Source organism: Mesorhizobium sp. WSM4821, assembly GCF_055901555.1.
In genome coordinates, this window is record NZ_CM148371.1 from 5,741,290 (window position 1) to 5,764,517 (window position 23,228).

Genomic DNA, 23,228 nt, shown 5'->3' on the forward strand with positions numbered 1-23,228 from the left:
CGGTCGCTCGAGTCGAACCGAGCGTATTACTGAGACACCGAGAAATACCATACCGTGACGGAGTCCGGCCAGACATACTCGTCCTGCGTTTCGCGGTTCCCTTGGGGATTGCGATAGAGCAGGCCGCAGAACTTGCGGCCGAGCAACGTCGCTACGGATTGCGTGCAGAAGAGGTCGCCCTCCAGCGTGGACGTACCGGTGATGATGCTGCCCTGCGAGCTCAGGGCGAAATCTCCGTTTGCGCTCAGCTCCATGACGAACGGTGCGCCATTGTTTTGACGTCCGGTCCAGGTTCGATCGCCCGTCAAGGCTCGCACGGCCTCGGCGTCCAGGCGGTCCTCCTCCTGCGCACGAAAATCGAAGGCGCGCTCCGGAAACCCGGCTAAGCGAAGAGCATCCAGCCGATGATCGAGATCCTGCTGCCGCCGGTGGTGGGCGTATACGACGCGAAAGCCGGCGAGATTCTGCACGGGAATCTTCTTCAGGATTGCTGCAACCGCATCGCGCGCCTCGGCCATTCGGCCCAGGCGCGCATTTGCCATGGCGAGCGCCTCCAGGCCGAGGTCGCTGCGCTCTTCCGGCTGGACCTGACTCAGCGCCTGCAGGGCCTTTTCGTATTGATGGTTCATATAGAGCACGAAGCCGTAATAGTCGTAGACCTGCGCCCGTGGCTTGGGATCGAGCTGCAGCACCCGTTCCATAGCCGCCAGTGCCTCCGGGTTCTGCCCGGCATACGTCAGCACGATCGCCAGGTTGAGCTCTGCCTCCGCACCGTTCGGGTCGAGCGCGACGGCTTTGCGGACGGACGCGAGCGCCTCGTCGATCTCGCCGTCAAGCATCTGCAGGATGCCGAGCACGGCATAGGCTCGCGAGGACTGAGGATTGAGCTCCAGCGCTCGCCCTGCCGCTTGATAGGCGCGCTGCCGTGCGACGGCACTCAGCATCAGGCGCTGGAAATCGAAGCCGAGCACGTCCACGGTGGCCCGGGCATATCCCGAATAGGCGTCCGCGAACGCCGGATCGAGCTTGATGGCCTTTTGATACAGGGACAGAGCCTCACCGAGAGACGTGAAGTCGACCACGTACGCTTTCTGCTCGGCGCGGGTGTAGAAGTCGTACGCCTCCAGATTTCGCGTCGGCAGGCGAGCAATCTGCGCCTTCTCGCCTTCCGTCAGGCGCACCGACAGAGCCTCGACGATGCGCCCGATCACTTCGTCCTGCAGCACGAAAATCTTGGAGTAGTCGCGGTCGAAGCGCTCGGCCCAGATGTTGCTTCCGGTTTTGGCGTCGATGAGCTGGACGTTGATGCGGACCGAATTTCCGTCCCGGCGAACGCTGCCCTCGACCACGTAATGGACATTCAACTGCTTCGCGATCTCGTTGATGTCGAGGGATCGATCCCCAAAGGAGAACGAGGAGTTTCGGGCAATGACGAGGAGCCCGGAGATCTTCGAGAGATCGGTGATGAGATCGTCTGTGAGCCCTTCGGCGAAATAGTCCTGGTCCGCCTTCTGGCCGAGATTGGCAAAGGGTAACACAGCAATGGTGGGCTTGCCCTCTGCAGAGATCGTCGAGCTTTGGTCCTGCAGAAGCGCGACCGCCCGCGGCCAGAGAACCACCGCGAGGCCCGCCGCCAGCACCAGGAAAAGCGCTGCAGCGCCGATCAACGGCCGCCGAGAGCGCAACTTCCTGGCACTAGGGGCTTGCTCCAACAGCACGCGATAGGCGCGCACCGGCTCGGCAATGTTTTTCAGGCGCTGTTCGCCCAGCGACTTGAAGGTCAGGCCGAGCTTGTTGCGGGCTTGATCATAGGCTGTTCCGGATATGACGACACCGCCGGGATCGCTCAGTCCTTCCAGGCGGGCCGCGATATTGACGCCGTCGCCGTAAAAATCATCCTTGTCGATGATCACGTCACCCAGGTTGATTCCGATGCGGAACACGATCCGGGCGTTCTCCGGCACGTTGAAGTTCTGCTGCGCGGCGACGCGCTGGATTTCGACGGCACAGGCCACTGCATCGACCACACTGGCGAACTCGACCAACGCGCCGTCGCCCATGAGCTTGACGACGCGGCCATGATATCCTTCGATCAACGGCTCTATGTATTCGCGGCGAAGCGCCTTGAGCCGGGTGAGCGTGCCTGTCTCGTCCAGCCCCATCAGCCGGCTGTACCCCACCACATCGGCGGCGAGGATGGCGACCAGCTTGCGTTCCAGATGTTGGGCCTGTTCCACTGCGCATGACTATAGGGAAAGCCCCATGGTAAGACCATATGCGCGGCCAAGGAGCCCGAACGTCGAATGCTGCACGTCGAGCACTAAGCTAAGTCTTTGAAAACGCTCAATGCGGGAAACCTTTGTGCTAAATCGTGCAGCACACAGGTTTTGGTGCAGCATCGCAGGGATCGCGAACGCGGATCCGGTACCGCCGATCTCGAGCAGGCCGCCGCGCGGACCGAAGGGGAGACGCGACGCCATGTAGCTTCGCAAACACGCGACCCCAGGCATGGCGCAGGCGCAGGTTGTCTGGATTGCGACGCTGGCCCACCAATTTGCTGGTATTATCGCGGGACGCGCACCCGCACCGCGCCGCATGCAGCAATGTGAAGAGGATTGCGCAATCGGCAGCGTCGCGCGGCTTCGACTGCCTTCTGCGGCATTGCTTTGTCACAGACCAGACCGTCCCAGTAGGTATGCAGCGAGACCGGTTGCAGTGCCAAACGGTGCTCCGTCAAATCCTGCCGCGGCCGACCCGGCACTAGCTCGGGCTGCGAGCCGGGGCCACGCTTACGGGTTCAGGGCGTCATTGCGCGGTCCGAAGGCAGAATGTGTCAGGAACCGGACCTTTCTGACGGCGTCCGCAAAGGTCACGAAATGGCGCGACTGCGCCCATTGACCGGCCCGCGGCTTCGATCGACCAGGAGCCCGGTAACCGTTCGGCTGAAATCCTCGGGCGCGCTCTCAGCCCATTGTTACATTCGCCTGCTCGTGTTTCAGCACCCCGCGAGCCTGGATGAACAGGCTGCGATAGATCGTTTCGTGCGACACCTGATTTTGCGGCTCCCCTGGGTAGGTGCGCTTGAGCCAGCCAGCAATCTGCTCTCGTGACCATTTCCGCTGCAGCTTGGCCGATACTGTCCGGCTCAGGAACGGACGGCAAGCCAGCTTGCACAGCTTGGGGCGCAAGGCCCGATCCCAAGCGGCCTGATCGGAACGGGCGGCCCGATACCTATCGAGCCCGCCATTGCGAAGGACTTCACGACTGATCGTAGACGGCGAGCGACCCAATGTGTGGGCGATTGAACGCAAAGAGCATCGTGTGCTGAGCCCTCGCGATATCTCTTCCCGCTCACCCAAACTGAGCGCCTTCGATGACCGTCGCCGATCGGCTGGGCGAATGCCTCCGGCAGGAGAGATCACCGAGAACACCGAGGAAGACGCCCGATCAAACCGGCGCCCAATCGACCTCATCGACGCGCCGGCCTGCCACCGATCCCAGATCTCCGATCGCTGAGCGGCAGAATAGTAGATGCGCCGTCGCTGCTTCATGGCCACACTCCATCTTTGACAAGACTAGATTAGTGTGTTGCGCTCACCAATTGAGCCTACCGCGCTACCTGCGCGTTCAGGTGGCCCCGTGGCCGGCACGGCCTACTACGCATCGAGCACCCATTGTGGTAGCCCTATAGCGTACGGTGCATCACCAATGCGTCAACGAACCCGACTTGGGGAGGTTCAAATGCCTTCGGGATTGTCCCGACAATGTCGAAAATAAGGGGTCGTCAACTCGGGGAAGTTCGGCATTCACGATGCCAACCTTTGGCGGCTGCAGGAACTCGTGGCGCAGCACATCCGATCTACTCACGATGTCTGGGGAGTGCGCCAACTGCGGTTCCGGCCTCATACGCTGCAAGCGCTTTGGCGACGCCGGCAGTGAAGTGTTCAATATCACTCGCATGTTCGAACGCTATCCGGGTTTGCGCAAACTCCAGTGGCGAATAGTCAGGCGCTGTCCGCTTGACCTCTGCGATAATGCGCTGGGCTTCCTTGAGATCGCCGAGCTGCGCATGGCACGCCGCGAGCCTTGTCAGCCGCCAGGGTGTCTTTAATGGGAGCTTCGACATGCTAAGGAGCGCGGCCTTGTAGTCTCCTGAAGAGTAAAGCGCGATAGAGCGATCATAGTGGTACCAATCAGGATGGATCGGGTTGATCCGTATCGCACTGTCAAGCGCCGCGAGTGCTTCAAGAGGCCTGCCTCTCATCGTGAGCAAGTACCCCATTTGCGCAATCGTATCGGCGTCATATGGATTGAGGTCGAGGGCGCGTTGAAGGTGATGTTCAGCCGCTTCGAACCGACGGGCTGAGAGGAAAGCCTGGGCGAGTACGCGATGGCAGCGTGGCTCTTCCGGCGCCAAGGTCACCGCACACTCTGCGCGGTCGATCACTGAACCAAGCAACGCTGGGGATGCCTCAGCATAGCCACCGATTATGAGATCGGCGAGCGCGATGTAGGAATGCGCCAAGGCATAGGTCGGGTCCTTTTCGACCGCAGCCTGAAAGAGAACTCGGGCGGCTTGGTTGTCATCATCAGCGTAGCCGCGCAGCCGGGCCAATCCACGCAGGAGAAGCTCGTATGCGGCCAAGCTGTCCGTAGGCTTTGGGGTTGCTTGTTTAATCCCTGCGTCGTCGAGCCGAGCGACCAGCCGGTTCACCACACGGCGAGCGATTTCTGCCTGCATATCGAAGATCTGGCCGCCAGACGCAGAAAAATTATCGCTCCAGAGGACTCCACCCGTCGAGGCATTAATGAGGCTGACGGTGACCCGCATGCCGTCTGCGCGAGTCGTCGCCCTGCCACGGACCAAGTAGGTTGCGCCAAGGCTGTCGCCAATGGCACGCCAATCGGAAGCGGAATCCGAGACAAATGCAAATCCGGAATTGCGCGCCAGCACAACGACCGTTCCAAAGCGAGCCAACGCATTGACAATGTCCTCGGCGAAGCCGTCAACCAGAGGGGTGTCTTCCGGCGCACCTTCATTGCTGAAGCGCAGAACAGCAACGCTCGGCTGTCCAGAGCGCTCTGGCTTTGGCGCATCGAGAAGAGAGAGGACGTAGCCGCGTTTGGCGACCGTGCGGATAATGGTTTGGCTTTCGTCCTGCAGCGCCTTTCGCAACTCCCTGACGGCTTGCGTCAGTGAGTCCTCGGTCACGAAGACATCAGGCCACACCGCTGACATCAGTTCCGACTTGGTCGCGACACGTCCAACATTCCTGCTGAGATAGGTTAACAGATCAAACGCCTTGGAGCGGAGGGCAACAGGTTTCCCGTCGCGGAGAAGGAGGCCGCGCGCAAGATCAAGTTCGCAACTGCCAAGTGCCAGAACGTGCTCTGGATTTTCCTGCGACATCGAATGCCGACCTGATCAGCCTGACTAGACGCTGTCTGATTGGGGTCTCAATTCGCTCAGACGTCAAGGGATCAAAGGAATTTGATTCGCCCTCACTTTGGCTGGAAGCCATCCGCCTCTCCATGGCGATGATCTCGAGCATTTCGAACATCGTTCCAGGCATGGGCGCACAAGGCGACGCAGCCATAACGCAAGATACATATTCGAGGAGTTCCTGCCGGGCGGCTTGGCGCGTGTTCTCATTCTGTGACATGTTCGACCTCATCCGGTTCCTTCTTAAGAACAGTGAAGCCAAGGAACGGGCGCGTACCGGAAGATTTCTGAAATTCTGCTGAATCTTTCCCGTCGACCTACCCGCTTGACGGTGGACCTAATGCAGATGGTTCAGCTTGTCAGGGTTCCGCACCACAGCGATCTTTCCACCCTCGATTTCGCACAAAGACCCTCGCCGTAGCGCGAGGTCCGCTCACGAGAAACAGAACAAACGACCGCTTGTGTGATTTGGGATGCCGGCCCAAGCGAAAGCCAGTAAGCCTGAACGCCTGTGCCATTTTTTGCTATTGGACGACGATAGCGGGCAACTTTTGGGCCACCAGCAACGCCGAACGTCCCTTGCGCCAGGTACCGGGTGGAATGCCGACGAACTTTTTGAAGGCGCGATTGAAGGCAGCCTCCGACCGAGGTCGTGTGAAAACGCGATTGCGTACGACGGCCGCTGTTTTGAGCGTGGCAGCGATGAGGCCGCTAGCAGGCGGGGCGTGGATCAGTCGGCGATTGCCGTCATCAGCGGCTTGACCCCGAAGATGTTGATCATGCGCTTCATGTTGTAGGCGAGCACCTGCAAGCTCATCTCGGTTTTGACCTTTTCGAGGGTCCTGGTCAGGAAATGGGTACTGCCCATCCACGCCTTGAGCGTTCCGAACGGGTGCTCGACGGTCTGCCGGCGGATGGTCATGGCGTCCGGCATGCGATCGAGCCTGTCCTGCATCTTGTCGAGGACGCCTTCGTGTTCCCAGCGCTTCAGGCGCTTGTGCTTGTCGGGCGTGCATCTGGGTTTGAGCGCGCAGGACGAACAGGCCGTGAGATTGCGATAGTGATCGATATTGTCCCGGCGGTCCGAGCGTACCTTTCCCTTGGTCAGGTGCTTGCCGGCCGGGCATGTGTAGCGGTCCTTCCCGGCGTCATAGATGAAGTCGGCAACGGTGAAGAGGCCGCGCTTGGCGTTTCCTGATTTCTGTGTTTTGGGAATGCAGGGCAACACTCCGCTGCCCTCGCAGGCCAGCACCTCGTCGCCGTTGTAATAGCCACGGTCGGCCAGCACCGTGATCTCTTCGCATCCGGTAGCGTCCCGCGCCCGTTGCCCCATCGAGGTCAGCTGCGCCCGGTCGCTGCCAATATTGGTGACCTCGTGCGCGACGATCAGATGGTGCTCGGCATCGACGGCCATCTGGACATTGTAACCGACGATGCCGGTGCCCTTGCCGCTGGTCGCCATCGACCGGGCGTCGGGATCGGTCAGGGAGACCTGTTTATCAGGCGCGGCCTCGACCTGCTTGCCCATCTCCTTGAGGGACTGCATCTGCCGCCGCAGGCCCTCGATCTTCTCCTTGAGGCGCACCGTCTTGGCCTCGGCGACATCATCGTCCTGCCGGTCCGCACGGTCGAGCGCCGCCAGATAGCGCGCGATGCTGGCCTCGACCTGCTCGATGCGCTTGGCGACCTTGGCCACCGTGAAGTTCTTGTCGCGGGTGTTGACGGCTTTGAACTTGCTGCCGTCGATGGCCACGACAGCCCGGGTGAACAGACTGAGCTGGCGACACAGCACGACGAACTGGGCGCAGGCCGCGCGGATCGCCGGCCCATTGTCGCGGCGGAAGTCGGCGATCGTCTTGAAGTCCGGCATCAATCGGCCGGTCAGCCACATCAGTTCGATGTTGCGCTGGGTCTCCCGCTCGAGCCGGCGGCTCGACTGGATGCGGTTGAGATAGCCGTAGAGATAGATCTTCAGCAGCGTCGCGGGATGATAGGCAGGCCGCCCGGTCGCTTCCGGCACGACCCCGGCAAAGCCCACAGCGCCGAGGTCGAGTTCGTCGATGAAGACTTCGACGACGCGGACCGGATTGTCGTGCGTCACGTAATCGTCCAGGCACTCGGGAAGCAGTGTCGCTTGCCGGCGATCCTCGCCCTCGACAAACCCCTTCATCCCGACTCCCCTCGCTGATCGGGAATCACTTTACCAAATCAACGCGTTTCCACACAGCCTGGACCCGATGTGGACCTCGCACGAACAGGATGCAACGGTCTGCGTGGGTGAGAAAGGAGCAAAGTCTGCGATATCGTTTTTCGCCTTTTCATTGACCTCGGCGCAGAGCTTTGCACATTCCCTTGCCAAACTCACGGGGTAAGGGAAGTGCAGATCAGGCCATGCTGAGACATGATCTTGGCCGTGGATCGGCCGGTGGCATGGCCGTTGACTTCCGCGCTTCGAGATACCTAAAGCCCCGAGGCCCGCAAAGGCAGGCTGTCGCAGCCCTACGCTTCCCGCACCGACAATCGTGCCGTCGACCCCTGGCTTGGTCCGCCAGGAACGAGACCTCCTGTTCGCAGTCAAGCCCATAGGAAATCGGCATTGGAGGCATCAGCCCGCCTGCTCATGATTTTCCGATATCACCGGCCTTGGTCCGGGCCGACCAAACACTTCGGTCCTTGCGGCTTCCAGCTCGCTCAGAGATCTTGAAAGCGTCGCGCCCCAGACGACATGGACAGCCAGCATCAGAAGATTTCGGTGGACGGGATGCCGCCAGGCGGGTGCAAGAATATGGGCAGCGGGAATCCATCCCAGGTAGCTGAGCGCCCAGACTCCGAGGCCGTAAAGAATGCCGCTGCCACGGGGCACTGGCAAAAGCGCAAAAATAGAGCCGGTCAGGGCTCCAAAGCCGAAATGGGCGAGCAGCGTTTTCGTTCGTGCGTCCTGCTCGTCACCGGCAATTGAGATCCGCTCGACGATTTCACGGGGTGGCAAAGGATAGCGCTCGCGGTTCTCCAGCAACGCGTAAAAACGCCTCATGGCGATGGTCATCGCTAGCGTGGCCGCAAGTCCCGCCAAAGCTCCCGATACGATCCGCTGCAACACCTTCTCCCGCAATTGATGTTGCCAAACGGCAGTCTGGCGCGATTGTTCCCGAGCGCCTGCCGCGTCTTCGCCAGGCGCTGTCGTGGCAGGATGGCGCAGCCGGCGCCGACGTGCTGTTTGAAATGGCCTGCGAATGCGCCAAGGCGCCCAGGAGCATTGGATGCAGAGCGCTTGGCGGACATTCTCGACGGGGCCGCCGCGCGCAAGGCATGCCGGCAGGAAGCTAGGCGTGATACCGTGTCATCGGGGTTCCCGGCACTTGTGGCACGACCAGCGCGGACGACGGGCAATCAAGAGAGGAGCGGGGCGAAAGAGCCTATCGGGCACGACCCCGACGCTTCGATCGACACGCGGGCAACGAGCGCGGAGGAGCCACCGACCGCGCGCGCCAATTGAACCCCAAAACCCAAAGGAATTGGCGAAGGCAGGCAACCGCAGCCGAAATAGAGGCCGTAATAGTTCTCGCGGAACTGCTACGGCCTCGGAAGCTTGGCTCCTCGACTAAGGTCGATTTACATTGCGGATGCGATTGCGCTCAATGTCTTCGGCTGGGTATGGCTCCGCATAGGGATCAAAGCCGGTCCAGCCGCCAGCCTCGTATTGACTGCGGCGTTCGGCGAGATTGATCGACCTGGACTGTTCAAGGATCCGTTCGGCATCTGGAACAAGCTGATCCTCGACCTTGGCTGTTACAAGAGTGCCGCCACGACGGACGCCTTCTGCATAAACATGGGCATCCGCTTCAGGTACCCCAGCATCTGTCATTGCGCCGATAATCCCGCCCGTTGCTCCCCCTACAGCAGCGCCGGCAGCTGCCCCGGCTGCGGTAGCCGCCAGCCATCCGGCGGCAACGACTGGGCCGACGCCCGGAATGGCCATGAGGCCTAACCCTGTGAGCAATCCTCCTGCGCCGCCGATGACTGCGCCAATTCCCGCGCCAGCAGCTGCATCTTCTGCGGCTTCCGAGCCATCATCCTCGTACCAATCCGTTGCATTGTTGGCGACGATGCTGATGTCGGAGTTTGGAATGCCCATTGCTTCCAATTCACCCACGGCGTCGGCTGCGTCATCGTAATCGTCGAATAAACCCGTTACCGTTTTCATGGTTCAACTCCCGAGTGTCTGTTCAGTTGGTGCTGGCAACGATGTTGCCTTGATAATCCAGCCCTACCGCGGTGCTCTTTCCGTTCTTCATGGCCTGACCGCGCCAGATGCCTTGGTCGTCCTTTTTGAGATCAGATACATCAGAATAGCCGGCATCCTGGATGCGGCTCCTGGCCTGATCTTCCGTGAAGCTGTTGGCACCGGGAACCAGCGCCCCGGCGGCCGGGGTATCGGTTGTATTCGCCGCAGGTGTGGTCGAACTCGTGCTGGAAGGCCCGGCAACCATTCTAGATGCAATGTCTTCTACCATTTGCTGATGCGCCTTAAGCGTCGCCGCTGTGTCTTTCGCGAACGTCTTGAGGGCCGCATTATCTCCGTCGCTTGCATAGCTTTCGAACAGTTTGACGGCGTCGGCATGTGCTGCGCGTTGCATCTCGACATAGGGCTCATCAACCGGCGCCTTGGCGGACTGAAGCTGTTCCAGATCCGTCTTGTGCTTGGCGTCCAGTTGCGTGGGAACCTTGAGCTTCTGGTCGCCAGCGATGCTCTCCAGCTTGGCGTTAGCCGCACCATGATCGTCGATCATCTTCTGCGCGAATTGCTTGACCTGCTCGTCGTCAAGCTTGCTCAGAACACTCTGGCTCGATTCGACTTCGAACTTTCCACCGACAGCAGCTTTGTCGACGAAATCCTGTGCGCTGTCGGCGGCCAATGAGGGTACGGCGAAGGCGATAGCGGCGGCGGCGACTAAACCGCCAAGAAGGTGTCGAACTTTCATGGCTTTATCCTTGTTTTGGTGGTGCACGACTGTGGCTGGTGCACGACTTTGATACCGACCCAACAAGGCAGGACCCTCTTTGTTCCAGGGCGAGAACAATATGGCCCGGAGGCAAGTTGTTTCGCGTGCCGGGGAGCTAAAAATCGAGCCAACCCCGCCTTTCGAGCGCCAGCAGCACATCAGGACGCAGCTTGTCTACTTTTCTTCCGAGCTCAGCCCGCCTCATCCAGGCGACTTCGCCCGACAGCTTGCCTATTCGGAGCGTCCCGCAGGCTCCTGCTGTCACGCGCTTGGGACGTAGACCCCGCACTTGGCGGCGCGAGATCGGGCCTCAGGCGCTGAATGGCGACACCGAGCCGTCCTCGGCGCACCTCGCCGTGCCCAATAGGCGGCTTCATCACGGCCGACGCCATTGCAAATCGGCACCGCCAAGCCGATCCTGTGATCACATGGCACCATCTGTCGTGACCAGGGATGGAGCAGACAGTGTGTTCGCTACTTTGCACAAAATGGGCTGAAGAGCGCGGGCTTCCCATCAGCCAGAGAATCCAGCGTTTGTTGATTCCTTTCTTGGCTGAGGAGAAGTCGCTAGCCACTTTTAATTCCGAAGCAGTACTTCGGCGCGGGACAACGTCGATCGATGGTTCTCGACGAATTCAAGCAAGGTTGGCGCTACTAGCAAGCGATTTCATCCCGCCTGCCGGCGCCTAACCGGCAAGTCTATCCCAACGCCCCCCAAATGGCGCCGGCCGCCCTCCCGGGAGCGACTGTCGGCTGCTCACCAAATCATCCCGAAAACCGCCTTCTGGAATGCGAGCAGGCCGCCGCGGCGAGGTACGGTGTACTGTCGGGCCCGGACGGACGGAAATCCGCTGGCACAGAGAAAAGTGCGCGGCGCTCCTCAATCACGCGGCAACTTCGTAGCCACTATCCTGACGCCGCCCATCTTGCGCTCTTGAATGAGGTCAACAAATCGGATGTAGGATTTGTGGAATGCATCGTGCCCCATTGGGGTGCCAGCCTGCCGGGCTTCTTCACGCAGCAGTTGATACATTGCCAGCCGTTCCTTCAGAATTGGTCCCCATTCTTCCGTCAAATCTTTTGTCGAGACCACTCTAAGGCCAACGCTTTCGACCAGACTGCGATATTCGGGGATCGACCGAAGAGGCTGAATAGCCATTCCTTCCCACATCAATTGCGCATCGGCAGCGGTAAGCGGCTGATTAGCTATCCAATCTGTGAATGCCAATCGGCCATCTGTCCTCAGAATACGATAAGCTTCGGCAACCGCTCTCTTCACATCAGGAATGTGGCAAAATGCTTCTTGGCTGACGACAGCGTCGATGCTCGCGTCAGGAAGCGGAACGTCCATCACGTTGCCCTCGACAATCCGCGCAGTACCGTGAAGGCCAACTCGTCTGGTTAACTCCTGTGCACCCGAGACGCGCGCTGGCGTCAATTCGATACCGATGACGTCGGCTCTATATTTGTGAGCCAGGTAGCGCACCGTGCCACCAAGTCCCGCACAGAAATCGGCCACGCGCGATCCATTGCTAATCTTCGCTCCTTGCGCCAACTCATCTGTAGCGGCGAGGCCGCCATAATGATCTTGGTCGTGGGGAAACAGCTCTTCAGGGCGCAAACCGTCGAGATGGCCACGGCTTGCGCGTAGTTTCGTAAGGATGATTTCGCATGAGATGGGATGACGATCATAAAAATAGACGGTCTGTGAAGTTGCATCGCTCATGAAACTTTGCCTCCATGACCCGGGGCCACGCCAATCTTCGCAATCAGATTAGGCCATCACAACAGCAAAAATGGCGCCGAGCAAAATAGGAAGCGATCAGCGCGTTCTTATAGCCGTGCCCTGGGCGCTGCCGATATCCCCGAGGCGATCGAAACGACGTCTAGGTCGGGCAAGCTAGACTGGATGCTCGATGATCGGATTCTGATACCGAACTCCGAGCGGTCTGAAATCCTTCTCATTGTCAGTGAGCACGATCAGATCGTGTTGCTTAGCTGTGGCAGCAATCGCGACATCCTCGAAGCCGGGCGAGATGCCAGCGCCGCGGGCGACTGCCATGAGTTACCCGGTTATCATTGCCGTCTCGAGATCAAGAGGCAGAATGCGGCTACCGTAGTAGTGACGAAGTTCTCCCCACCATTCAGCGAGTGCTGCCGCTTTTTACTGGCACCGGTTCGCTTGGCGTTCGCAATACCGTCATCGATCTCAGCCGAGGTGATTACGGACAGCCAAAGGTCGGAAGATCGCTCGATTATCCAGGCAACTAGTCTTTCGTCGGAGGGTGTCCTACGTTTCGACGGGGCAAGCAGGCTGACGACATTCGTATCTAGAAGGTACAACGTCAGAACGCCGGATCACGCAGAGCCCGTGCGGGCTTTCGGCTTCGCGCTGGCAGGTCACCTTCCTCCAACGGCGAGTTTGTAAGCAACCAACCTAGCGATGGCACACGGGAAAGGCGCTCGTAGTCCGCGTAGCTGATTACGACAGCCTCTCTTTTGCCGTGACGGGTGACAACCGTCGGTGCGCCTGCAACCGCTTCGTCGACCACATGCGAGAACGTTGCCTTCACATCTTTGAGCTGAAGCTCTTTCATCTTGATGGCCCTGTGACTAAAGTTGTCATATTCCCCTATGGGCGCGCATTGACAAGAATTGCCGAAGCCCAATGCGACCGACCAAGCACGACTTAGCCGACACGGTCATGGATGGCTCGGAAGGCGGCGCCCGATTTCGACCGGCTGAAGTTGCTCGCATCGCCAACCAGGACGAGTTCGGCGCCGGTGCGGGCGACTGAATCGACGAACGCGCCATCGGTCTCGACGCAACCATGCCGCGGGCTCGTCCATAACGAAAAAACGGTGGTCGCGTCGAGAAGGTCAGTCCCCTCCCCCAGCGAAGCTCCCATGACGCCAATGTGCGCGCCGCGATTGCCGCTTCCTTCTCCAGGCCTTCGGCCGCCTTGCCGGCGAGCGCCCCGCCAAGGACGCGAACACCTTCGCGTTCCCACGCCTCGCGCGCCGCCTAGCTGGAACGGTCAGAAGCCAAAAAGACTGCTAGATCGGCGATGTCTTCGACTTCGCCCCAATGTTTGAGCGGAATACTTGCTGGCAAGCTTGGACGTGGCGTCGCGCCTCGGTCACGGCCTTTGAGTAGACCTGGCCCGCGCCGTGGGCGGAGCCGACATAAGGAACCGACGATGCGCTGCAGGTGGATTTGCATCGCCCTGTCGCTCAGACCCTCGCGCAGGGGCTCACTGGTCTCGATGATCAACCGCTCATGCAGGTCGCGGATGCCCTCGCTATCGAGAACGGGAATGCCGAAGCCTTCCGAGATGAGGGTGACCTGCGGGAGTCCGGACAAACGAGCCGTACCATTTCGAGTGTGGTGCCGCGACGAAGTCGGTCGACGCGGGCGGATGTGCGGGGTGCTGCGGTGACAGTGCTGTCCAGCCGCACGACACTCCCATCTTCAAACTGCGTCTGCTGGGCGCTCGACAGCAGTGCCCCGATTGATCTCTTCCCAGGTCTCGGGTCGGATCGCGCTGATCGTCTTTTGCAGCACCGACTTCTGCGGGCTCCATGACCAGGGCAGCCGCGCAATCGCCCGAAACGATGCGGAGTCCTCCAGATGGAAGGACAGCTGCTCTCAGTTGGCGGTATTGTTTGAGGAGCGCGCAGCGCAATACCGCTTCAGCCGGCAGTCCTTGCCGTCCGGTTTGCCTTGACGCCACGGTCGCCCCAGATCTCGCACCACCAGACCAAGCACTGGCGATGTTCATCCAGCCACTGCGACATCGCCTTCAACTCATGGCCGATCTCGTTGGTGGCGAAAAGATCGAATACTGCTTGGGCGGTGCGTTCTTGGCGCATTGTCGGCTCCGGCGGTAGCAGGCCTTTGGCATCAGTGGCATGAGACCAAAGTTTACCTGGAACCGCCGGGCTTTGCCCGCGCAAAGCTGGAATTTACAAATAAAATCAACAGCTTGCCGTTTGGACGGAAACTAGCTAGCCCCGACTTCCTCGACCTGGGAGCAGGCATAGGCTTCGGCGACGCAATAGTGGTATTTTCCCTTCTTCGAGCAGCCGTACTGGGCGTATTGCGCCTTTCCCCAATCGTTGTATTTGCCGCCAAAATTCCTCCAGGCCTGGAATTCCCAGTTGCCGCGTGCCTTCTGCTTGGCCCTTTCGATCTTGGTCGCCTTCTGGGTGTGCGAACCGATGTAACTGGCCTTGCAACTCTTTCCCGGCGTCGCGCCGTTGGGCGCGCGGGCATCGGCGGGGATCGTGAGGCCCGCGAGGCAGACGGCGGCTAGCGAAGCGAGCGCGAACCGTCTGCTGCGGGATGCGGTGAGGCTAAATTCTCCAGACATGTCATATCTCCTTTTGACTGCCGGCCGACGGTGCGAGGGTCCCGCAATTCCACGGCAATTGTCCGGTTCCGTCGTCCTGATTACGATGGTGCGGAGAATTGTGCGCCCGTGTTTCGGACGAATGTCGTCCTGGGGAGCCGATTGTTTCATTTCTTTCAGGGCGGACCGCGAACCTCTCGGGGGCGGCTTCCTGAGCGACACGGCGCGGATGGCGAAGGTCAAGGACAAGGACATCGCCGACCAACTTTTCAAAGCGGTCCTATGGGCGATGCGCACAGGCGCCCCGTGGCGGAACCGACCCGCCGTCTTCGGCAACTGGAAAACCGCCTTCAAGCGATACCGCGACTGGGTCAAAGCCGATGTTTTCAGCAAATTTTTCGAGGTCTGCTCGGACGCGCCCGACATGGAAGACGCCATGGTCGACGCCACCATTCTCAAGGTCCATCGCCACGGCCAGGGCGAAAAAGGGACTCACAGCCAGGCCATCGGCCGCTGCAAGGGCGCCATGACCACTACGATCCTCGCGCTCACCTCGGCAATCTGGTCCGTCTCGTTCCTGCCCGGTTATCGCTTCGACACCCTCGGCGCCGGACCAAAACCTCTGCCACTCGACGCTGCGATCTACAGATGGCGTCATCTGATCGAGAACTTCTTCTGCAAGCTCAAGGAGTTCAAGCGCATCGCCATGCGCGCCGACAAACCGACATCAGCTTCAACGCAATCATCCATCGCGCCGCAGCCGTCATAAACTCTCGATGAATCTCCCACACACCTGTATTGCCATGGGCTATTCCACCTCAGCCAACGGTGACACGGCCGGTCCGTTCAAAGCCGTGCCATCGACGGCAAAATGCGAGCCGTGGCAGGGGCAATCCCAGCAGCGTTCGAGCGAGTTCCAGTGGACATGGCAGCCAATATGCGTACATGCGGCCGAGCGCTTGTATAGCGTCCCGTCGTCATCGCGAAACGCGGCGATTTTGGTGAGCCCTTGGCGGACGACGGCGCCTTCTCCTGGTCGCAATCTATCGAGGGAATCGATTTCGCCAGGTGCGATATACTCGGCGAAACTCCTGATGGCCGTCGCATTCTCCGCCAGGTAATCGCCGATCGCGCCTACAGACTTGCGAGACGGCTCGTAAAGTTCGCGCCAGGGGTTTTCCCCTTTCAGAACCAGGTCGGAAATCAACAGCCCGGCCACGACGCCATGGGTAATGCCCTGGCCGGAATCCCCGGTGGCGACAAAGACGCGGCGCTCGCCAGGATTACAGCCGATGAACCCCGCATAATCGACGGTCTCCATCACCTGCCCGGACCACCGGTTGGTTTCCCTGCCGATATCGGGCACCAGCCTTTCAGTCCAGGCCGCCAGGGCCGCGAAGCGATCGCCGGCATCATTGGCCTGCCCTGTCTTGTGGTCTTCGCCGCCGACGATCAGGAAGTCGGTCCGGCCTTCGCCAGGTTGAAGCCGAATGTAGTGATAGGGGTCTTCCGTATCCCAATACAGCGCATCCGGTATGGTGTCGCGCGCGATCTCGAACGACATCGCGTAGCTACGGTACGGTGCTTGCTTGGTATGGAGCGCGACCCGATCGTTGATCGGCGAGTTGGTGGCAACCACGGCCGACTTGGCGGATACGGTAAAGCCCGAAACCGTAGTTACGCGCACGCCGCCGTCCGTCTCTTCGATCTTTTCGACGATGGTGTCGGCATAAAGCGCGCCGCCGCGCGCGCGGATGCCGGCGCCCAGCCCGCGGAGATATTTGAGCGGGTGGAAGGTCGCCTGATTGGCGTATCGAAGGGCCTGCGCATCCGAAAAGCCTGCAAACGGCACGCCCCTGATCTTCTCGATGTCGACACCGATTATGAGAGCGGCGTCCAGCTCGCGCTTGATATCGGATTCCTGCCTGCCGGAGGCCGGAAAGAGGAAGCCGTCGAGGCGCCGAAAATCACAGGCGATACCCTCCGCCTCCTGGATCGATTGAATACGGTCGATAGCCGCCGATTGGCTTTGATAGAAAATCCGCGCCAGGTCCTCACCGCGCAATTTGATCAGTTCCGAAAAATAGTCATCGCATATCGATGACAAATGCGCGGTGGTGCGGGCCGTCATGCCGCTCCCGATCCGTCCGCGATCGAGAACAGCCACTTTTTGCCCCGCAGCGGCCAGCTCGTACGCCACTGAAAGTCCCGCAATTCCAGAGCCGACGACCACGGCATCGACCTGTTCATTCTGCCCGAGCGGAACCGCATCGGGCGCTACTTCGGTCGCCGACCAGACGGATATAGTCCTTTCATCGCCGACATTCATGGCGGAGCCTCCAGATGCGATGTTCGGTAAACGGACGCCAGGATTCAAAGTTCCTCCAGCTCTTCGGATGCCGCAGTTTCGCCCGGACCGTTTTACGGTGATCTGCAGGTCGAGCGGCCGCGTGGTGGTGACGAAACAGAGTAGGAGCGCATGATTGCGGTGCCGTTTATCGTGAGGTGCACGAGGACATACTGGCCTGCATTGAAGCAGAACATCCGATTCGAAGCGGGTGTGAGAACGATCGTTTTCACACCATGTGTCTCATCGATGACGCGTCGGCAGAGCACAAGCTGGGCGCCGTTTGTGCCCAATGCCGCTCACCGATCGTTGCCAGAAAATCGGAGGCTTTGAAGGGAACGTGTCATTATTATTTCGGCTATTTCGGCTCGCTTTGACGTCGAGCCAAGATGCCCAGTTGCAGCCCCGCTGAACAGTAGGGCTATCTCAGCATTATGACCGGATATTTCGATTAAACTTCCAACGACATCACAGCGACATGGATGGCCCGTATGCCCTTGCGGATGATCGGTTCATGTTTCCGCTGCGCCAGGATCGCCGTGTGTACCGGCTGGTGCAGCGTGGGCGCTCCTTCGACGATGAAGGACGGAAGTTCGGCGGTGAACCTGCGCGCATCGTCGATACGCATATAGCAAGTGCCGCCCGCCCGCCGGAGCATGATCTCCGCCAAAGCTTCCGATCCGGTCGAAAGGCGACAGATCGCCAGATCAGACAGCAGCCTTGCGTGCGTCTTCTCGAGCAAAACCGTGTAACCCGGGCGAATGTAGGTTTCAGGATCCACATCGGACAGCGTTCTGGCAGCCGTCGAAACCATCACATATTCCTCGACCATCAGATGCTCGTAGGCGATCTCAGGCAGGTAGCGGGGAGCATAAAGCACCGCAATATCCAGATTTCCCATGCTCAGGTCGCTGACCATCTGATTTGAATAGTCCGACTCCACATGGATCGAGGATTTCGGAAGAGCCTGACACAGAGTCTCGACCCACCCAGGCAGAACCGAGCGGGTCATGCCCACCTGCGCAGCGATACGCAAGGTGCCCTCGAAGCGGTTGAACGCCCGAACGTCATGGCGAGCTTGCGACCAGGTCGAGAGCATTGATCGGGCGTAAGCTTCAAATCGGCGCCCCGCGGCGGTCGGCTCGGCACCGGCGCGGCCTCGCCGGAACAACTCGGAGCCTATCGCGCTTTCAAGGTTCTTGATGCGGGTGCTGATTGTCGACTGAGTCAAACCCAGGCGCTCGGCGGTCCGATTGAAGTTCCTTGACTCAATGATGTCGAGAAACGTCTCAATGTGCTCCAGTTGCACGCATGTCTCCAATCGAAAAAGGCGATCATATTCCCTGGGATCATAATCTTGATCAAACGATTCTCAAGGTGGAAGCTGTATCGGAGAAATCGGTCAGGCTCGACCGGAACGACGGCGTTTGGGAGCTGAGCAACGTGTTCATAGTCGACTGCGACTGTCATAATTACTGGTCAAGCGCCACTGTGCTGGCGCCTTACCTCTCGGGCTTGTGGAAGGACATGTTCGTCGAGGGTGAGAAGACGGGCCCTGTCGGGGCCTTCCCGCATGGTCATCGTCCCTGGTTTCATCCGCAGGACTTCTCGCGCAAGGACGTCCGTCCAAAAACGGAGGCCGACAACTACTTGATCATGAAAGAGAAGCATCTCGACAAATACAATGTCGATGTGGCGATCCTGACCGGCGATGAGCCGATAGAGGCTTCAACTCTGGCCAATCCCTATTATGCCAGCGCCCTCGTCAGCGCTTACAACGACTATCAGATCGACCAATGGTTGCCAAAAGACGACCGCTTCATGGGCTCGATCATCATCGCGCCACAGGATCCGAAGCTCGCTGCCGCCGAAATACGCCGCCTGGGCAATCACCCGCGCATGGTTCAAGTTCTCGCTTCGCAAGGTTCTGTCAAACCCTATGGCGACCCGTACTATCATCCGATCTATGAAGCCTGCGCGGAAGTAGGATTGCCGTTCGCCATACATCTGGGCGGCCATGGTGGGGTGAATTCAACTGCCATCGCTCCTGCCCCGACAACATTCTTCTGGGAGACGCATGCGATCCTGCACATGTCTGCGATGTCGCATGTCGCAAGCATGATTGCGCATGGTGTCTTCGAAAAATGGCCGGACCTCTACTTCGTGGTCATCGAGTGCGGAGTGGCTTGGGTTCCGTCAGTATTGTGGCGCCTTGACGCCGACTACAAGGCCCTGCGCAAGGAAACGCCATGGCTGAAGATGCTGCCCTCGGAATATTGCCGACGCAACATCCGCTTTTCCACGCAGCCGCTGGAGCAGCCGGCGAACCTTCAGCATCTCTGGTCCACTCTCGAAGCGATGGATGGCGAAAACACCCTGATGTTTGCCTCGGACTACCCGCACTGGGATTATGATGACGCCAATACGCTGCAAATCCCTCCCGCCTGGAAAGGCAGGATTATGGGACTGAATGCACTTGAGGTCTATAAACGCATCCCCCGCGCGCAAGCGGCGAATGCCGCCTGAGGAAGCTGATTACTATGGCAGAGAAGACATATATTTGCCGCGTCGAAGAGGTCGACGCCGGATCGCCCTATATTGCCAAAATCCGCAGCTTTTCGGTGGGGGTTTTCCGTATCGGAGACTCATTCCACGCGCTGCTGAACGTTTGTCCGCATCGCGGTGCTCCGCTTTGCGAGGGACCGCAATGCGGAACCACCGCGCCCGTCGAACAGGCGCAATTCCTCTATCATCGTGAGAACGAGATCGTGCGATGCGCCTGGCACGGCTGGGAATTCGACATCAAGTCAGGCGCGGCCTTGGTCGATCCGTCCGTTCGAGCACGCACATTTCCAGTCACCGTCGAGGCCGGCAGCATCTATGTGACGGCCTGATTGGGCAGAGGTGAGCAGTACACAGTCGCAGAGCTGGAAGAAATGGTGATCGCGGCTAAACGGTAGATTTTTCAAAGCTGCTTGACGCACAATAACGCGGAAAATCCGCAATGGGAGAGTCAAATATCGGAGCCTGAATACAAGCTTGGTATCGCTCAAATCTGATTGGCCGCGGTAAGATCTCGCGCCGCGATTTTCATTCATCTCGGGTTGGCCGCTGGCCTGACCGTCGTCGCTGCAGACAAGCTCTTCGTCAGCACGCCTGCGACCTCAAAAGTGCTCCCTGCGATGTCTGCATTCGGCAACTGCAAAGCTAATCGCTATGTCGCCGAGGAGCCATTCTGAGTCGGAGCGCGGGACCCTTTAGCGACGTTGCCGCAGCGACGCGGGAATGACCGGATCGGGTCAAATTTCGAACGTTGGTCCGCTGCAACATAGCTCCGACTTCTTCGCGCGCCGAGGGCCGGAAATGGCACCGATCCTGCCGACACCAGGGTACACCTCAGCCTTCGTCTCGACCACCTCAGCCCGGTTCTGTTCGCGCGATAGAAGCAAAGGTTGGCGATTAAGCAACAGGGAATCGCCGAATTCATGCGCGCGGTATCCATACATGTCGAAAGCTGCGGAGGCCTTGGCGAGCAGAGCATTGTCGGCAAAGGCGCGCAGGAGCTCGAAATGGCTCTCGCCGGGCTGGTGGACGCCTGTGAGAATGGCATCAACCACGTGAAGCCGTGCGCTCCGATCGATGCGTCCTGTCGCAATGCCATTTCCGGCACGCACACTGCCATCGGGATTGGCGGCTGCCTCAAGCGCGCGCACTACGCTCGTCCCGATCGCGATGATGCGGCTGCCGCGGAGCTTCGCCCGCGCGACCCGCGTCGCGGTGCGCTCAGGGATCCGGTACGGCTCGTCAAAAGGGAGGCGCGAATCGAGCGCGGGATCGCCGGTGGAAGAAACGCCCGCGGCGAGCGTGAGTGTCGCGAAGTCGACGCCGCGCCGACGCCAAGCTCGAAGCGTGAGCCAGTCAAGCGCAAAGCCTGCCGAAGGCGCCTCGAAGGCGACCGGCCCGGCGGCAATCTTCGTCCAAACATCCCACAGTGCCAACGGTTCGGGAACATGCGCGTATTGGATCGGCCGGCCATGCTGCGCTAGCCCTGCAAGCACCGTTGCGCGGTTGCCTGGGAAGTGCAGCTTGAGAAGGCGAGGATGGTCGAGAAGGCGCTCTATGACGGCTTCAAGCGGGCCGAGCCGTAGGCGATCGCCTGGTGACAGCGGAGGCGGCGGCAGCCGGTCTTCCGTGCGCGTGCGGTGATCGCCCGAGCCGAAGGCGATCGCAACGAAGCGGGTTGGATCGGGAACCGACAGCCACCCTGCCAGGCGGATCTCGATCGCCTCTTCGCTGGGGACATGCAGGCCATGCAAGCTGGCAGGCAAGGTCGCGGCATCATTGGCGACGACTAGATCGCCGGGATCGAACAGCATCGCGAGCCCAGCGCGCGGCAGGTCGCGCATCGTGCCGTCCGTCTCTACGACGAACAGCCTGGCGGAGTGCCGATCGAGACGTTCGGCGGCAATCATGAATGTGCCCCGGCGAGAAGCGTTGTGCGGACGGGCAACGCGTCGAGCATTTTTTCGATGATCTCGGCAGCAGCCAGTTCGGGTCGCTTCAAGGTCGCCGGATCGGCATCAGGAACCGCGAGCGCATGCAGCGGGGTATCCATGTCGCCGGGGTCGAGCGCGAGGAGCCGGATGCCGTCGGCTTTCGCCTCCTCGTCCCAAATCGCCGTCAGATGGGCAAGAGCTGCCTTGCTCGCGCCATACGCGCCCCACCCGGGATAAGCGTTCACAGCCGCGTCGCTGGAGATGTTGATCACCAGCGCGCCACGGCCCGCGCGTGCGGACGCGGCAAGCGCACCAAACAGGGCTTTCGTCAGCCGGAATGCGCCGATGAGGTTGACCGTGAGCGCTTTTTCCAGCTCCTCGCACTCGGTATCGGCAAGCAGCGCCAGAGGGACAGGGCCGAGGCTCGACGCATTGTTGATCAGGACATCAAGACCGCCGAGGCTCGCAGTGACCTGTAACGCGATCGGGTAGATGCCCTGCTTGTTGCCGATGTCGCCGACAATGCCGTGCGCGCCCGTCTCGTCGGCGATACGTTCGACCAGCGCGGCGGTGCGTGCGACGAAGGCAACGGACGCACCCTGCTCGGCAAGTTGCCGCACGAGCGCCAGTCCGAGGCCGGACGTGCCGCCGGTGACCGCCACGCGAAGTCCCTCAAGATCGATATTCGTCTGCATTTCCGATGCTCCTTCGGTCTGTACCGACAATCCCTACAAGCTCAAGTAAACTTGAGGTCAAGAGGCAATCGCTCTTTGGCATCGAGGAGGTCAAACTCCTCCTCGAACGATGTCATCGCGTCTCCCCGTCGAAAGCATGATCCAGCACCGCGGTGCTCAGGTGCTCATGGCCCGCCGGAGACGCACGTCTGTGGTCTTCACCGGGCTTCACCGGACGTCACCGGTCGTCACCGGATGCATACGATCTACGACGCACCGCCCGCAGATCGCACGATGGACATGGGCGACTAAGGTACGAACATGTTGGCCAGCGGCTATCTGTGGCTTACCTGACGCGCACGCCGAAGGAATCCTGTCACGCAGGGGCAACCGCGGCGAACCGGCTTCCGTGACCAGCGAGCATGCCCCCGCAGCCCGCTTTAGAACGAGCCGCAACCCGATCAGGCCCGCGCTCTCCGCCAGAGGCGGGCTTTGCGTTCAGGCCCTGTTGTCGGGCGACATGGAAAACTGACCCCCTGACGAAATGAAGAACTGACCCCCTCGGTTAAGAGAGGAGGCGTGGATGACGATTGGGGTTTCGGCGATTCCTGCATTGTCGAGAACGATGCAGGGAGAGGAGATGCTTCAACCTGAAGAGGTGGCAGCGATGCTGCGGCTGCATGAGCTTGGCTGGGGAGCGACGCGGCCCGGCGAAGGAATTCGGGTGCGCGCGCAACACGGTGCGTCGGTATCTGCGCGAGGGCGGGACTGACCCTGGCGACGAACCAGGAGCGTATGGGGGCTAACTGCCCTGATGCAGGTTCTTGGGCTTGCCGAGCACGTTGACGGGATCTTCTACTTCGCCGAGATGGGCTGCCGAAAACCGAACGGCATTTTCTACGGAAGATCGGACT

At 60.1% G+C, this 23,228-nt stretch carries 19 protein-coding genes and 5 pseudogenes; 4 read left to right on the plus strand and 20 right to left on the minus strand.

Going from position 1 to position 23,228, the window contains the following annotated elements; translation table 11 throughout:
- Positions 1-26: 26 nt before the first annotated feature.
- The 15 genes and pseudogenes from AC0NID_RS28125 to AC0NID_RS28195 form a co-directional block, all read right to left on the minus strand.
- Complete coding sequence (locus tag AC0NID_RS28125; protein WP_473457594.1) at positions 27-2,237, minus strand: adenylate/guanylate cyclase domain-containing protein; 2,211 nt, start codon at positions 2,235-2,237, stop codon at positions 27-29.
- A gap of 726 nt (positions 2,238-2,963) precedes the next feature.
- Positions 2,964-3,188, minus strand: coding sequence for a hypothetical protein (locus AC0NID_RS28130; RefSeq protein WP_473457602.1), 225 nt, complete (start codon positions 3,186-3,188; stop codon positions 2,964-2,966).
- 117 nt (positions 3,189-3,305) lie between these two features.
- Positions 3,306-3,551, minus strand: a pseudogene (locus tag AC0NID_RS28135) (IS30 family transposase); the annotation flags it as partial.
- A gap of 308 nt (positions 3,552-3,859) precedes the next feature.
- A complete protein-coding gene (locus tag AC0NID_RS28140) occupies positions 3,860-5,410 on the minus strand; it encodes a winged helix-turn-helix domain-containing tetratricopeptide repeat protein (protein ID WP_473457595.1) in 1,551 nt (516 codons plus the stop codon).
- A gap of 763 nt (positions 5,411-6,173) precedes the next feature.
- Positions 6,174-7,613, minus strand: a complete 1,440-nt coding sequence (locus AC0NID_RS28145) for an IS1182 family transposase (RefSeq protein ID WP_474033349.1) — start codon at positions 7,611-7,613, stop codon at positions 6,174-6,176.
- 435 nt (positions 7,614-8,048) lie between these two features.
- On the minus strand, positions 8,049-8,540 hold the full coding sequence (locus AC0NID_RS28150) for a hypothetical protein (RefSeq protein WP_473455720.1): 492 nt from the start codon (positions 8,538-8,540) through the stop codon (positions 8,049-8,051).
- A 504-nt stretch (positions 8,541-9,044) separates the two neighbouring features.
- Positions 9,045-9,647 (minus strand): hypothetical protein, encoded by a 603-nt coding sequence (locus AC0NID_RS28155; RefSeq protein ID WP_473455721.1) that lies wholly within the window; start codon positions 9,645-9,647, stop codon positions 9,045-9,047.
- A 22-nt stretch (positions 9,648-9,669) separates the two neighbouring features.
- Positions 9,670-10,425 (minus strand): DUF4142 domain-containing protein, encoded by a 756-nt coding sequence (locus AC0NID_RS28160; protein WP_473455722.1) that lies wholly within the window; start codon positions 10,423-10,425, stop codon positions 9,670-9,672.
- Between the two features lie 901 nt (positions 10,426-11,326).
- A complete protein-coding gene (locus tag AC0NID_RS28165) occupies positions 11,327-12,172 on the minus strand; it encodes a class I SAM-dependent methyltransferase (RefSeq protein ID WP_473455723.1) in 846 nt (281 codons plus the stop codon).
- Positions 12,173-12,346: 174 nt separating this feature from the next.
- Positions 12,347-12,508 (minus strand): hypothetical protein, encoded by a 162-nt coding sequence (locus tag AC0NID_RS28170; protein ID WP_473455724.1) that lies wholly within the window; start codon positions 12,506-12,508, stop codon positions 12,347-12,349.
- 283 nt (positions 12,509-12,791) lie between these two features.
- The gene (locus tag AC0NID_RS28175; RefSeq protein WP_473455725.1) at positions 12,792-13,043 is read right to left on the minus strand and encodes a type II toxin-antitoxin system Phd/YefM family antitoxin; all 252 of its coding nucleotides are present in this window, start codon (positions 13,041-13,043) and stop codon (positions 12,792-12,794) included.
- 95 nt (positions 13,044-13,138) lie between these two features.
- A pseudogene (locus AC0NID_RS28180) lies at positions 13,139-13,470 on the minus strand (AAA family ATPase); the annotation flags it as partial.
- Between the two features lie 104 nt (positions 13,471-13,574).
- Positions 13,575-13,898 (minus strand): annotated as a pseudogene (locus AC0NID_RS28185) (hypothetical protein); the annotation flags it as partial.
- Positions 13,875-14,318 (minus strand): annotated as a pseudogene (locus tag AC0NID_RS28190) (ISNCY family transposase); the annotation flags it as partial. The pseudogenes AC0NID_RS28185 and AC0NID_RS28190, both read right to left, overlap by 24 nt.
- Positions 14,319-14,449: 131 nt before the next feature.
- Positions 14,450-14,818: a hypothetical protein gene (locus AC0NID_RS28195; RefSeq protein WP_473455726.1), complete on the minus strand. Its 369-nt coding sequence runs from the start codon at positions 14,816-14,818 to the stop codon at positions 14,450-14,452.
- Positions 14,819-15,026: 208 nt separating this feature from the next.
- Here AC0NID_RS28195 and AC0NID_RS28200 point away from each other — a divergent pair, with 208 nt between their 5' ends.
- Positions 15,027-15,566 (plus strand): transposase, encoded by a 540-nt coding sequence (locus AC0NID_RS28200; protein ID WP_473455727.1) that lies wholly within the window; start codon positions 15,027-15,029, stop codon positions 15,564-15,566.
- A gap of 39 nt (positions 15,567-15,605) precedes the next feature.
- Here the strand turns inward: AC0NID_RS28200 and AC0NID_RS28205 are convergent, their stop codons facing one another.
- The 3 genes from AC0NID_RS28205 to AC0NID_RS28215 all read right to left on the minus strand — a co-directional run bounded on the left by AC0NID_RS28205 (position 15,606) and on the right by AC0NID_RS28215 (position 18,453).
- Positions 15,606-17,126: an FAD-dependent oxidoreductase gene (locus tag AC0NID_RS28205; protein WP_473455729.1), complete on the minus strand. Its 1,521-nt coding sequence runs from the start codon at positions 17,124-17,126 to the stop codon at positions 15,606-15,608.
- 92 nt (positions 17,127-17,218) lie between these two features.
- A complete protein-coding gene (locus AC0NID_RS28210) occupies positions 17,219-17,341 on the minus strand; it encodes an FAD-binding oxidoreductase (RefSeq protein ID WP_474033483.1) in 123 nt (40 codons plus the stop codon).
- 254 nt (positions 17,342-17,595) lie between these two features.
- Complete coding sequence (locus tag AC0NID_RS28215) at positions 17,596-18,453, minus strand: LysR family transcriptional regulator (RefSeq protein ID WP_473455730.1); 858 nt, start codon at positions 18,451-18,453, stop codon at positions 17,596-17,598.
- Between the two features lie 134 nt (positions 18,454-18,587).
- Between AC0NID_RS28215 and AC0NID_RS28220 the strand changes: the two genes are divergently transcribed.
- Together AC0NID_RS28220 and AC0NID_RS28225 are read left to right on the plus strand one after the other, a co-directional pair.
- The gene (locus tag AC0NID_RS28220; RefSeq protein WP_473455872.1) at positions 18,588-19,670 is read left to right on the plus strand and encodes an amidohydrolase family protein; all 1,083 of its coding nucleotides are present in this window, start codon (positions 18,588-18,590) and stop codon (positions 19,668-19,670) included.
- A gap of 14 nt (positions 19,671-19,684) precedes the next feature.
- Positions 19,685-20,038: a Rieske (2Fe-2S) protein gene (locus tag AC0NID_RS28225; protein ID WP_473455731.1), complete on the plus strand. Its 354-nt coding sequence runs from the start codon at positions 19,685-19,687 to the stop codon at positions 20,036-20,038.
- A gap of 405 nt (positions 20,039-20,443) precedes the next feature.
- Here AC0NID_RS28225 and AC0NID_RS28230 read toward each other — a convergent pair whose 3' ends face one another.
- Together AC0NID_RS28230 and AC0NID_RS28235 are read right to left on the minus strand one after the other, a co-directional pair.
- Entirely contained in the window at positions 20,444-21,550 is a 1,107-nt protein-coding gene (locus AC0NID_RS28230; protein ID WP_474033350.1) for an S-adenosylmethionine:tRNA ribosyltransferase-isomerase, read from the minus strand.
- 62 nt (positions 21,551-21,612) lie between these two features.
- Positions 21,613-22,335 (minus strand): SDR family NAD(P)-dependent oxidoreductase, encoded by a 723-nt coding sequence (locus tag AC0NID_RS28235; RefSeq protein ID WP_473455733.1) that lies wholly within the window; start codon positions 22,333-22,335, stop codon positions 21,613-21,615.
- 562 nt (positions 22,336-22,897) lie between these two features.
- Between AC0NID_RS28235 and AC0NID_RS28240 the strand changes: the two are divergent.
- Positions 22,898-23,102: pseudogene (locus tag AC0NID_RS28240) on the plus strand (helix-turn-helix domain-containing protein); the annotation flags it as partial.
- Between the last annotated feature and the right edge of the window lie 126 nt (positions 23,103-23,228).